13 protein-coding genes are annotated in these 12,315 nt (G+C 32.8%); 4 read left to right on the top strand and 9 right to left on the bottom strand.

The genetic code is table 11. The annotated features are described in order from the left end of the window. The first annotated feature begins 59 nt into the window (after positions 1–59). The 4 genes from BHY08_RS03490 to rpsT all read left to right on the top strand — a co-directional run bounded on the left by BHY08_RS03490 (position 60) and on the right by rpsT (position 3,820). Complete coding sequence (locus BHY08_RS03490; RefSeq protein WP_071456557.1) at positions 60–1,979, top strand: heavy metal translocating P-type ATPase; 1,920 nt, start codon at positions 60–62, stop codon at positions 1,977–1,979. A gap of 89 nt (positions 1,980–2,068) precedes the next feature. Further along, complete coding sequence (locus BHY08_RS03485; RefSeq protein ID WP_084657160.1) at positions 2,069–2,611, top strand: DUF1836 domain-containing protein; 543 nt, start codon at positions 2,069–2,071, stop codon at positions 2,609–2,611. After that, positions 2,604–3,458 (top strand): DegV family protein, encoded by an 855-nt coding sequence (locus tag BHY08_RS03480; protein WP_071456555.1) that lies wholly within the window; start codon positions 2,604–2,606, stop codon positions 3,456–3,458. The genes BHY08_RS03485 and BHY08_RS03480 overlap by 8 nt, the downstream gene beginning before the upstream one ends. A 107-nt stretch (positions 3,459–3,565) precedes the next feature. Continuing rightward, positions 3,566–3,820 (top strand): 30S ribosomal protein S20, encoded by a 255-nt coding sequence (gene rpsT, locus BHY08_RS03475; RefSeq protein ID WP_071456554.1) that lies wholly within the window; start codon positions 3,566–3,568, stop codon positions 3,818–3,820. 47 nt (positions 3,821–3,867) lie between these two features. Here rpsT and holA read toward each other — a convergent pair whose 3' ends face one another. The 9 genes from holA to rsmD all read right to left on the bottom strand — a co-directional run bounded on the left by holA (position 3,868) and on the right by rsmD (position 12,303). Next, the gene (gene holA, locus BHY08_RS03470; protein ID WP_071456553.1) at positions 3,868–4,887 is read right to left on the bottom strand and encodes a DNA polymerase III subunit delta; all 1,020 of its coding nucleotides are present in this window, start codon (positions 4,885–4,887) and stop codon (positions 3,868–3,870) included. 49 nt (positions 4,888–4,936) lie between these two features. Next, positions 4,937–7,036, bottom strand: coding sequence for a DNA internalization-related competence protein ComEC/Rec2 (locus tag BHY08_RS03465; protein ID WP_169817658.1), 2,100 nt, complete (start codon positions 7,034–7,036; stop codon positions 4,937–4,939). Positions 7,037–7,232: 196 nt separating this feature from the next. Then, a complete protein-coding gene (locus BHY08_RS03460) occupies positions 7,233–7,709 on the bottom strand; it encodes a ComE operon protein 2 (RefSeq protein WP_071456551.1) in 477 nt (158 codons plus the stop codon). A gap of 66 nt (positions 7,710–7,775) precedes the next feature. Continuing rightward, positions 7,776–9,086 (bottom strand): Y-family DNA polymerase, encoded by a 1,311-nt coding sequence (locus tag BHY08_RS03455; protein WP_071456550.1) that lies wholly within the window; start codon positions 9,084–9,086, stop codon positions 7,776–7,778. A gap of 5 nt (positions 9,087–9,091) precedes the next feature. Then, positions 9,092–9,472, bottom strand: a complete 381-nt coding sequence (locus BHY08_RS03450) for a hypothetical protein (RefSeq protein WP_071456549.1) — start codon at positions 9,470–9,472, stop codon at positions 9,092–9,094. A gap of 81 nt (positions 9,473–9,553) precedes the next feature. Beyond that, positions 9,554–10,168, bottom strand: a complete 615-nt coding sequence (locus BHY08_RS03445; protein WP_071456548.1) for a helix-hairpin-helix domain-containing protein — start codon at positions 10,166–10,168, stop codon at positions 9,554–9,556. 48 nt (positions 10,169–10,216) lie between these two features. Further along, on the bottom strand, positions 10,217–11,242 hold the full coding sequence (locus tag BHY08_RS03440) for a SepM family pheromone-processing serine protease (RefSeq protein ID WP_071456547.1): 1,026 nt from the start codon (positions 11,240–11,242) through the stop codon (positions 10,217–10,219). A 13-nt stretch (positions 11,243–11,255) separates the two neighbouring features. Then, positions 11,256–11,744, bottom strand: coding sequence for a pantetheine-phosphate adenylyltransferase (gene coaD / locus BHY08_RS03435; protein WP_071456546.1), 489 nt, complete (start codon positions 11,742–11,744; stop codon positions 11,256–11,258). Between the two features lies 1 nt (position 11,745). Next, positions 11,746–12,303 carry a 16S rRNA (guanine(966)-N(2))-methyltransferase RsmD gene (gene rsmD, locus BHY08_RS03430; protein ID WP_071456545.1) on the bottom strand — a complete coding sequence of 186 codons (558 nt, stop codon included), beginning with the start codon at positions 12,301–12,303 and terminating at the stop codon, positions 11,746–11,748. Positions 12,304–12,315 lie beyond the last annotated feature (12 nt).

Here is a 12,315-nt window from a genome sequence, read left to right as displayed (position 1 = left end):
ATAACTATTCTAATCTAGTTTTTTTTGTGTTACACTTGGTTCATAAGGAGGTAATACAAATGAGTTATCTTAAAGAAAACAAACAAATGCTTGCAACAATCGTCTGTGGCGTCCTTATGTTACTAGGGTTTATTGTAGACAAAAATAACATGAACTTCGCTCCCATCATCTATATCGTCGGTATGATTATTGGTGGATTTTCACAGACAAAAGAAGGTATTGAAGACACAATTGAGAATAAACATTTAAGTGTCGATTTATTAATGGCTCTAGCTGCTATCGGCGCATGTACAATTCAATTTTATTTTGAAGGTATTATGTTAACATTTATTTTTTCATTAAGTGGATCATTAGAAGAGTACACAACAAGTAAAAGTAAAAAAGAAATTGAAAATTTAATGGCGATTCAACCAGAAAATGCCTTTTTATTATTGGCAGATAATACAACAAAAGAAGTTCCTGTAGCTGAACTAAAAATTGGTGATAAACTTCTTGTTCCTAAAGGTGCTAGTGTCCCAATAGATGGTGAACTACTTAGTGAATACTCATCAATTGACGAAGCTGCCATTACTGGAGAATCAATTCCTGTTGAAAAAATTTATCATGACTCACTTTTCGCTGGAACAATAAACGTTGGTAATGCAATTTCAATGGTTGTAACAAAAGAAGCAAAAGATACTTTATTTAGTAAAATTATTCAATTAGTTGACGAAGCTCAAAATACACCATCCAAAACAGCAAGCTTTTTAGATCGATTTGAAAATGTTTATGTTAAAGCGATTTTAGTTATTGTACCTTTGATGATTTTTCTTCCCTACTTCTTTTTAGGTTGGAGTTGGAGTGAAAGTTTTTATCGTGGAATGGTGCTACTTGTTGTTGCATCACCTTGTGCTTTGGTTGCATCAGCAACACCAGCAACACTTGCTGCGATTTCTAACGGGGCAAAAAACGGGGTTCTTTTTAAAGGTGGCGTCTTTTTAGAATCACTCTCAGATTTAAAAGCTATTACGTTTGATAAAACAGGTACTTTGACTAAAGGTATTCCCGTTGTCACGGATGAATTTTTTATAGACTCACAATGTGACCATGCTGTCTCTACTTTAGTTACAATTGAAAAAAATTCAACACACCCTTTAGCAAATGCGATTGTCCGTTTTTATCAAGATTCATTTGTTACAATTAATGACTCTTTAGTTGTCGAAGAAATTGCGGGATCAGGTATGCAAGCAACAGAACAAGATACATTATGGAAAGTTGGAAATAGTGATTTTGTCACTGATTCCGAATTAGATGAAAACACAATGGAACAAACTTTACAGCTACAAAAAGAAGGAAAAACTGTTATTTATCTATCAAAAAATAATCAAGTCGTTGCGTTCTTTGGCTTATTAGACGTTCCAAAACCTGAGGCAATTGAGTGTGTTCGTTACTTTAACGAAGCGGGTATCACAACGACTATGTTGACAGGCGATCATCATCAAACAGCTAATGCCGTAGCAAAAATTGTTGGTGTGGATCATGTCATTGCAGATTGTTTACCAGAAGATAAAACAATTTTTATTAAAGAGCAAAAAGAAGAAGTTGGAACAAATGCTATGATTGGTGATGGTATCAATGATGCTCCTGCCCTTGCTAACGCAACAATCGGTGTTGCAATGGGACAAGGAACAGACATTGCAATTGACGTTGCTGATATTGTCTTGATGCAAAATGACTTGAATAAATTGGCAATGAGTCATCAACTATCTTTAAAACTCAAAAAAATTGTCACAGAAAATATGATTTTCTCTATTTCTGTTATTGTCTTACTTATTATCTCAAATTTTTTACAAGCGATTAATTTACCTTTAGGTGTAATTGGACATGAAGGAAGTACCATTTTAGTTATCTTAAATGGATTACGAATGCTTAAACCCATAACACCAAAAGAGCACCATTCACATTACCACACTCATACTAAAACAAAAACAGCTCACTAAAGTTTGGACAAATTGTCCAAACTTTTTTTATTGTCATTTCATAAACTTTATGATATAGTTTTAAAAACTAGATAAAGGAGTTTTTAATATTGAAAGAGTCTAACGAACTAAATTTAACAGACTTTTCTTTACCTTTATGGCATGAGTTACCTGACATTGATGTTTACATGGATCAACTAGTTACTATTGTTGAGAAATATTTGCATCCTTTATCAGCAAATGGGATTCCATTTAAACCACTTACACCGTCGATGGTAAATAATTACGTTAAATTAAAGTTAATTCCAAAACCAATTAAAAAAAAATATAGTAGAAAGCACCTTGCAAGAATTATTGTTATCACGATTTTAAAACAAGTCTTTGATATTCCGTCTATTCAAAGAAGCATTGATTTACAAACTGAAAATACAAATTCAGAAGATGCCTACAATCTTTTTTGTGAGTACCTACATGAATCATTGCATGCTTTTTCAACTCAAGGACAAACTATCGTCTTCAATAATCCAAAAACAGATATTGCCCCTATACGTTGGGCTTGTATCACCATTATTAGTAAACTTTTTACTGAAAGTGCACTAACTTCAACATTAAAACAGATAGATGAGAAGGAGATTGACACACAACATGACTGAAAAAATTGCATTATTAGTAGATTCCGGTATGGATACACCAACAGAAATTACTCAACTAGATGGTGTTTTTGTTGTTCCTCTAAGTGTAAATTACTCAAATGGTAGCTTTCTTGATAACATTGACATTACGGCAGACGAAATCTATGCTCGACTAGATGAAGAGATTCCCTCTACCTCTCTTCCCTCACTTGAAATCATTGAAGATACTATTAATCAAATAAAAAAAGAAGGTTATACTCATATCTTAACAGTCACCATTTCAAGTGGATTAAGTGGGACTCACAACGCATTAAGATTACTATTAGATGATCACAACGATATTCACACACATATTATTGACACAAAAAGTATTGGTATTGGTGGAGGAATTCAAGCAGCTTATCTAAAAGAGCTGATTGATAAGCAATACAGTTTTGATTCTCTTGTAGAAATCGGTGAACTTTTACCTAAAAAGGGACGAGTTTATTTTAGTATTCCAACCTTAGAATATCTAAAAAAAGGGGGAAGAATTGGATTAGTTACTTCCATTATAGGAACAGCTTTGAATTTAAACCCGGTTATTTCATGTAATAATGAAGGGATTTATTATACGGTCACTAAAGCACGTGGCAGGAAAAAAAGCTTGCAAAAAATGATTGATCAACTAGTCGAATTTGCTGGTGAAAGCAAAGACTATCGTATTGGTATTGCTTATGGAACGTGTATTGAAGAAGCTGAAACAGTCAAAAAAAACATTTTAGAGAAATTACCTCTTGCTAGCAACGTTTACTTCGATGATGTGAGTCCCGTCTTAGGTGTTCATACTGGACCAGATGTGATTGGGGTAACTATTTTAGATTTAAATTAGGAAACATTGTAATTAATTTATTGCAAACTGATTATGGTTTCTGTATAATGAGAATGTTGATTACATATGATTTATCAATGTAAACTCTATGTCGGAGGTGAAAACAAATGCCAAATATTGAATCTGCTATCAAACGTGCTCGCACTAGCCAAATTGCAAACGAGTCTAACTCTGCAAAATTAAGCAAAATGCGTACTGCTATGAAAAAATTTGAAAAAGCTGTAGAAGAAAATGCTGATAACCAACAAGAATTATTAGTAGCTGCTACACGCGAAATTGATATGGTTAGTGCAAAAGGATTAATCCATCAAAATAAAGCAAACCGTGAAAAGTCACGTTTAGCTAAAAAAATCGCTAAATAAAAAAACTTGATTGACTGAATCTTTTGATTTCCAGTCATCAAGTTTTTTTATTTAAATTCTTTCATCAAAAATAATTCAAACAATAAATTAGCATCCATGTATCCGGACTTCATCTTATAATCATTCTCCACTAGATAATCGAAAATCGCTCCCAGTGTCTTCAACTCAAATCGTTTTGCTTCCTGTAATGATAACTTAATACGATACGGATGAATCTTTAAGACATCAATCATATTACTTTGTTGATAATGTCTATCAGCCATAATCTTCACTTGAACTAATAATCTAAATTGACTAACTAAAATGGCATTAATTTTAATAGGCTCTTCACCTTGAAGGAGCAACTCTTTATATAATGTCAATGCGTTGTCTTTTTGACCAGATAAAACGTATTTCAATAAATCAAAAATACTATGCTCTAGCGTTCTTGGTATCAACTGATGTACCATCTCTTTTGAAATCTTTTTAGAATCAGTTGCTGCTAAAAACAGTTTATCTAATTCATTCATCATCTGACTTAGATTAGCATTAGTTAAATAAATAAATTCTTCAAATGCTTCCTTACTAATCTCGTACCCTTCTGCTTTAATCGTGTCAGCTACATATTTTTGGGCCAAACGATTATCCATGTCTGAAACATCAATCATTATCGCTTCTTTTTTTAATTTTTTCACGATTTTTTTGCGCTCATCTAATTTATCATATGGTGCTAGGAATACTAAAATTGTCGATGGTGATGGTTCATCTAGATACTCAAGTAATGTGTTTAAATTATGTTCGACATCTGTTTTCTTTTTTTCACCCGTCAAAAAATAAGGCTCTTGAATGAAAATAATTTTCCTATCACCAAAAAAAGGAATCGTTTGTGCCTCAATCATAACATTGTCTAGTAAATCTTGTTTCATATCGAATGTCATCAAATTAAAAGATTGTTCTTCTTCATTCATTCCAGACGCAACTAGTTGTTTTTTAAATTGTTTCGTTAAATAGCGTTCTTTTCCAAGCAATACATAAACGGAATCAAATTTTTTCTCTTTTATTTTTGCTAGTTCTGTTTGAAAACTCACTTCTACCCACTCATCCTTTTCATCTTCTCCTACTCATTTTAACAGATTTTCATTTCACTGACCGTATTTTTAACATGTCTTTTTTTAGTGGTAGCCATTTTTGATAAATCATGCCCTGTTCATCCGTTCTAAAAATCTGAATATTTTCTTGATTAAGTGTATCGAGTGTTTCAGGTGATGGATGTCGAAATCGATTCGCTTCTCCTACTGAAATAACTGCTTCTTCAGGATTTACTGCGTTAATGAATTGTAATTGACTTGATGTTTTACTCCCATGATGGCCTATTTTAACGCAATCTGCTGCTAAATCACTTTCCGAATATTTAGTTAATAATACTTGTTCTCCCTCTTTTTCCAAATCCCCCATCAGTAAAAATGTTTTTTCATGAATACTGAGTTTTAACACCATTGAATCATTATTTTGCCCATCACCCATAGTATCAGGAAAGAGTATCTTCATATCGATTCCTGGAAATTGTATATTGGTTGCTGATGTTACTTTGTTAATCTTTTCTATCTGTGTGCCCTCTATTTTTCGTCTGACATTTTCTTGTTCATGTGTTCCTAGCGTCATTATTAATTGTTTAATGTCTATCTCTTTAGCTAAACGATCTATGTCACCAAAATGATCTTCATGGGCATGTGTGATAAAAACACCATCTAACTTTGATACGCCCTTACTCTTAAGAAATGGAATCAAGGTATAGTCTGCTTGTCGTTTTGCGTTTCTTTTTTGTTTCCATTCTTCTTGTGGGAAAGACAAACTTCCTCCCGTATCTATCACATAATTTCCTCTATGAAAAGGCAACTGAATAAACATAGCATCACCTTGGCCAACATCAACAAAGGCAATCATTCCCATTGGATTTAAATATTTAAAACTAAAACACAGACAAGGACTAACAAATAAAAATAATACACGAGATTTAGAAAATTTAGGATGACTTTCCCAATACATTAAACAATACAATTGTGCAGTGATGATAGCTAACAATATATAAATAGGAAACGTGCCTGTAGTCAACTGGAAAAACGTTACTTTTTCACACCATTCCGCAAGTAAATGAATGCTTGAGATAATCTGTTCCAATAAGTTAATCAAAATAGTTGGTAATGTCATAGAAAACAACAGTGCCAAACACAATATTGGTAACAAACATTGAAATAAAATCGGCGTGAACAGCAAACTAAAGACACTAGACAATACATTAAACTCGTAAAAATAATAACTTAATAATGGAATCGAGAAAAAAGTTAAAAGTAACTGAAATAAAATGAATTGGTTAGATGCTTTTTTGTCCTTCAAAATTGGTTGAATAAACAAAATTAAGAAACTTAGGTAATAACTGAGTTGACCACCAATATTAAATAATAAAGTTGGAACAAATAAACTATGACTAATCAATGTCAGACTCCAACAATCTAACGGGCTAAGTTTCCAATGATTGCGACCATTTGCTTTTTTAATGATATGTTGCAGGCTTGCACGAACTACTCCAATACTATATCCCGTTAAGCCAATGAAAACACATAAAAATACTACTTCAATAATTGATACCTTTTCTTTTGTCAAACCAATTCGTAATAAAAGCGATTGAATCATGGTTATAAAAAATGTCACATGTAACCCTGATAATGCAAAAAGGTGCGCTAAACTTAGTTTATTCCACACTTCTCGGTTATCACCATCATTTATACCAAGTATTAAGCTAGACATATAAAAAGATGTATAGGGCCCAAATGTTTGATTTATTTTTTTAAATAACCTTGTTCGAAAAGAAGATACCATCTCAATTGGGTGTTTAATGGTTAATTTTTTTTCGGATACCTTTTCCACTTCTGTCAGTTTATAGACTCCTAGAACTTGCTTATTCTTCAAATAATCTGCGTAATCAAACCCATTTAAGTTTCGTCTTGTTTGAGTTTTGACTCTTTCTTGATAACTCGTTACAATCAGAGGATTTTTTACATCTAGCAAACGATCTTTTTCCTCTTTTGTTTTTAAATTGTACTGAAGTAAATATGTTCGATGATGATTTTTAGCCTTAGCTTTAACAAAATCTCCATCAACTTGTATAGCATCTGGTAATAGTATCCACGTTTGTTTAGTGTCACTATTTAATGTGTTTTCTCTTAAAGGTTGGGTCACAAAAAAATAACCATTTGCTAGTAAAAAAAATACTAAACAAATCGTTATGAGTCGTTTATTTTTTGAAAAACTTATCCGAAATCCTATCACTAAAAAGAACACAGCTATGCCCCATAGTGGCTTTAATAAATACAATAACCATAGCATATAAAATATAACGGGATAAAAAAAATACCCCTTGATAGAAGTATTTTTCTTATTCATTGTCTGTTCCAAAAGCTAATGTGTCAAAATACTCTTGTGATAGAGTGACTTGGTGAATCGTTGCACCAGCTTGCTCAATCAGTTTAATGGCATAATCATCATTTCGATAATCTTTTAAATAGTGAATCTTTTTAATGCCTGCTTGCAAAATCATTTTAGTGCATTGAAGACAAGGAAAATGTGTCACATATATTTCTGCACCATCTGTTTCAACACCAAATTTAGCACATTGTAAAATAGCATTCATTTCTGCATGAATCGTGCGCACGCAATGGCCATCAACTAAATAGCATCCTTCATCAATACAATGCACATCTCCTGTAACAGAACCATTATATCCACCTGCAATAATTCGTCTATCTCTCACAATCGTTGCCCCAACGGATAATCTAGTACATGTACTTCTTAAAGATAATAGCATACTTTGGGCCATAAAATATTGATCCCATGGAATTCTTTCTCTGCTCATTTTCTGACCTCTTTTTCTATGAATTAAGTTTATTGTAATGGATTTTACTTGATTTAACCAGTTTATTTATGTTAGTCCGTCCATTCCCCCAGCATGACCTCCTACTAAGTGACTCCGTTCAATCGCTGTGGCGCCTTCCAATAAACTCGACGCATGAACAATTGCGTCAAAACCAAATCGTTTGCGAATCACATCAATCGTCTGATCTAGTAATCGGTCATTAAGTGTTGTGCTTGCTTCTTCAAATAGATTAAGTTGAATTGCTTGATTTCCCACTAGTTTTGAATAACTAACTGCAGCACTACGAACAGCTTCACCATTATAATGAGTATCAAATAGTTGTAAACAATGCATTACTAACTCTTTTGATGAATCCGTCGCATCAATTTTGATTTGTCGTCTAAATCCTGTACTTTCACTGTATTTTGAATAACCAATGGATAAAGCCACACATTCGGTTTGAAACGACTTTGCACGTAGCCTTGTTGCGACTTGTTCTGCTACTTCTCGGATAACGATCTTTATCTCATTGATTTTGGTATAATCTTTTTTTAAAATTTGACTATTGCCAATACTTTTAGATACTGGTTTATAAGTTTCATTGATATTCGCTCGATCAATCCCCCAAGCGTGTGCCACTAATTGTTGCCCAATTAGTCCTAAAGGATGTCTAATATGAAAAAAATCATAATGTGCTAAATCATAAATACTATAAATACCTAATTGATTCAATCTTTTCTCCATCGCTTTATTGATACCCCAAAAATCTGTTAGCTTTGGTATACGCCACACTGTTTTAGAAACATCTTGATAACGCCATTCTGCAATCATGTCAGGATTATTTTTGGCCTCATTATCTAGCGCTAGCTTACTAAGCAACATATTATCACCAATACCAATCGTGCAATACAATCCCATCTCGTGATAAATATCTCGTTTTAACTGTTGAGCAAACTCATACGCTCCCATACGAAAAAGTTTTTTCGAGGCACTAATTCTGACAAATGTTTCATCAATTGAATACACTAAAATATCCTCATCAGCGACATATTCTTTAAACAATTCGTTTATCTTTATATTTTTTTCAATGTATAAATTCATTCTGGGTGGCACAATCAATAAATCTGGATGATGGGGTATTTCAAAACGTCTCGATACATTGCTAATCCCTAATTCTTTTTTTGCCCTTGGAGAAGCAGCTAATGCTAATCCTCCAGGTGAGTCAGCTCCACTCATCACTACAAGTAAAGTATTTAAAGGGTCTAGCCCTCTTGCCACACATTCAACAGAGGCATAAAAACTTTTCATATCAACGCATAAAATATCATCTTGCTTCTCTTTTGTGTAATCAAAAAATTGATTATTATTATAACTCATCGGCTCTAGTCTAACCCTTGGTACCATTTCATTTCAGATGCTAATTCAATGTGTCGAATTAACGATAGTTCTATTGGCAATTCATCAATATAAATTGTCGTCTCTGTATAACCTTGTATTTTTCCAACTAATTCATTTGAAAAACTACCATTATCACTATTTGCAATATTTGGTTGAATGCGAACAGGAACTTGTTTTAAAATCGATTCATTAATGACTGAAAGAATCTCATCAAAATCCATCATTGGTTTACCAACATGATAGGTTGAATGCTTCTCATCCATATGATGTAATTCTCTTGTGTGTTCGGATAGATAAAAACCTAAATATTTTTTTATCCCTCGATCATGATAATGATGATTTAACTCAATTGGTTCATTAGCCATATCATTTCATCTCACTTTTCTATTAACTCTCATTTCTTAAAATAATTATACGAACATATGTTCTAAAAGTAAAGAGGAAAATTAGACAGTAATGGATGATTTTAATTGTTCAAAGGTTTTTTCTCCTATTCCATCCACTTCTTTTAACTCCTCAATTGATTTAAAAGAGCCTTTTTCTTCACGATAACGCAAAATATTTTCAGCTTTTTTCTCACCAACACCATTTAATGTTTTTAATTCCTCAATCGTTGCTGTATTCAAATTAACTAGAGTATTTGTTGTTTCATCTTTTGATGACGCATTTTTAGAAGGAGTCACCTCAGCTAGTTCTTCTCCTTCTTTGGGTATATAAATTACCATTTGGTCACTCACTCGTTCGGATAAATTTACTTGTCGATCATCTGCCTCAGGTAAAAATCCACCTGCCATCTCGACGACTGTCAATACACGCATTGTTGCATTGACTTTGTAAATACCTGGCTTTACAACAGCTCCTTTAATATCCACATACATCTCATCACTCATCTGTTCACTTGATGACACCGTTGAGTATGTAGTCGAATTCTGTGTTGTCTCCATCACTAAATCTGGCTTAGGTTTGAATACGTTATAAAGCAGCATGATAAAGACTATTAGCCCAAAGATTCCTCCTATGACTATATAGTGCTTTTCTTTTAATTTTTCTATGATATCCATATCTTTTCTCCTTTCAAAGATAAGATACGAAAAAAACACACAACTTTTTTAAGTCGTGTGTTTTTCTAAATAGCCGATAGCATCTTGAATAGTTTTAACTGGAACAATGGTTAAACTTAGCTTATTTTTTTTAGCTGATTCTTTTGCTACTTCATAATTTGTTTTCCCATCAGTTTTATTATTAGGAGCAAAAAAGATAGTTGCTCCAGCTTTTTCTGCCGCCACCACTTTTTTCTCAATTCCACCAATGTCGCCTACTTCTCCTTTATCATTGATGGTACCTGTTCCTGCAATATTTCGTCCTTGTTTTAAATCTTTATGACTTAACATACTATATAATTCTAAACTAAACATCAAGCCTGCTGAAGGTCCACTGACACCTTTTGTATTAAATTCAATCTTTTTATCTGTATCAATAGTTGTTTGATCAACAACTGTTACCCCAATGCCTGGACGGTCTAGTTTAGGTAATTTAATAACTTTACCTTTAGCACTTCCTTCTTTTCCATCTCTTTCAAACCCAATATTAACTGAGTCATCTACTGATAATTTTTGCAATGATTGAATAAATTCATCTGATTGTAAAACTGTACGATTATCTAGTTTTTGGATCAAATCTCCCACTTCAAGTTTCTGATAAAAACTTGAATAATCAGCCACAGATAATACATAAATCCCTTTATATACACGTTTATACGGTATATCAGCTAACTCAAGTGCGATTTGAATCGCTTCGTTTTTCGAATTTTCCATATTATATGTTTGAATTCGGTTATATTCTCTTGAATCAGAGTCACCCAAAATATCTTGCTTAGGAACCAGTTCAGAATTTTTATTAAATTGACTTAGTAAAATAGTCAGGACATTGGCATTTTGAACTTGAACGGTGGTCATCATGAATGAGCCTTTCTCTGTATCTTTTTTACCATCTACCGTGATGATATCATTTAGCTTATCAGCACTACCTGGAGACTCAATATAATAAGGGAGGGGATAAACTAAAACAACAATACCTATTAATAAAACAATAAGTTTAAGATAAAATGATTTGTTTTTTAAATGCTCTTTTTTCATGACTCTAACCTTCTTATTTAAATTTTAACTGTAATTCTTCATTCACTGTTTCCGGAACAAAGTCTGACACATCCCCTTTAAATTTTGCAATTTCTTTCACCATACTTGAGCTAATATGATTATACTGCTCATCAGAAAGTAAGAAAATTGTCTCAATGTTAGAAGATAAATGTTTATTTAACACAGCGATACTTTTTTCATACTCATAATCGAGTTGATTACGAATACCACGAACTAAATAATCTGCTCCTAGCTCATTGGCTATTCTAATAGTTAAATCATTGTCGCAAACACGAACAGATACGTTTGCTAACGAATGAATCTCGTCTTCTATAAACTGTTTTCTTTCTATCGCTGTAAAAAGATTTCTTTTTGTTGTATTTGTAAACACTCCTACCACTACTTCATCAAATAATTTACTCGCTTTTTGAATGGTATTAAGATGTCCCTTCGTTACCGGATCAAAACTTCCCGGAAATAATGCCACTCGCTTTTTATTCATTTCAAACCTCCTTTAATTGATAAATCCTGACTTTCGTCATGCCATATTGTTGTTCTTTTTGTAAAACTAATTGGTCAATTATATCTGGTAATATAACATGTTTATCCATCTCACAAATGATTTTTGCGTGTTTTTTTAATAAATTTAATGATTGTAAATCCATCATATTTTTTTCTAACTCTTCTTTAGCATAAGGTGGGTCTAAAAATACATAGTCACACAGCACGCCTTGTTCAGATAAAAAATGAAGTGCTTTAGATGCATCTAATTTTTTTACAACAAAAGAATCTGGTTGTTTTGTCATTGCTACGTTTTCTTCTATAACTTTTACAGCGGGAAAAAAAACATCAAAACAATACGCTTTGTCCATACCGCGTGAAACACTTTCTACTGCTAGGTTACCACTACCACTATATAAATCTAAACACACACCACCATCAAAATAAGGCCCAATCATGTTGAAAATTGATCCTTTTATTTTATCAGATGTGGGCCTAGTATTATCCCCTTTTAATGATTGTAATTTTCTTCCCTTAAATTCACCTGCAATCACTCGCATGATATTTCTTCC

Source organism: Vagococcus teuberi, assembly GCF_001870205.1.
Classification (GTDB): domain Bacteria; phylum Bacillota; class Bacilli; order Lactobacillales; family Vagococcaceae; genus Vagococcus; species Vagococcus teuberi.
Note: the sequence above shows the minus strand (reverse complement) of the source record. Positions and strands in the feature narration are given on the sequence as shown.

Excerpts from the sequence above, each read along its gene's own strand:
- BHY08_RS03490 (WP_071456557.1), top strand. The coding sequence starts at position 60 with ATGAGTTATCTTAAAGAAAACAAACAAATGCTTGCAACAATCGTCTGT.
- BHY08_RS03480 (WP_071456555.1), top strand. The coding sequence starts at position 2,604 with ATGACTGAAAAAATTGCATTATTAGTAGATTCCGGTATGGATACACCA.
- rpsT (WP_071456554.1), top strand. The coding sequence starts at position 3,566 with ATGCCAAATATTGAATCTGCTATCAAACGTGCTCGCACTAGCCAAATT.
- BHY08_RS03460 (WP_071456551.1), bottom strand. The coding sequence starts at position 7,709 with ATGAGCAGAGAAAGAATTCCATGGGATCAATATTTTATGGCCCAAAGT.
- BHY08_RS03455 (WP_071456550.1), bottom strand. The coding sequence starts at position 9,086 with ATGAGTTATAATAATAATCAATTTTTTGATTACACAAAAGAGAAGCAA.
- BHY08_RS03450 (WP_071456549.1), bottom strand. The coding sequence starts at position 9,472 with ATGGCTAATGAACCAATTGAGTTAAATCATCATTATCATGATCGAGGG.
- BHY08_RS03445 (WP_071456548.1), bottom strand. The coding sequence starts at position 10,168 with ATGGATATCATAGAAAAATTAAAAGAAAAGCACTATATAGTCATAGGA.
- BHY08_RS03440 (WP_071456547.1), bottom strand. The coding sequence starts at position 11,242 with ATGAAAAAAGAGCATTTAAAAAACAAATCATTTTATCTTAAACTTATT.
- coaD (WP_071456546.1), bottom strand. The coding sequence starts at position 11,744 with ATGAATAAAAAGCGAGTGGCATTATTTCCGGGAAGTTTTGATCCGGTA.
- rsmD (WP_071456545.1), bottom strand. The coding sequence starts at position 12,303 with ATGCGAGTGATTGCAGGTGAATTTAAGGGAAGAAAATTACAATCATTA.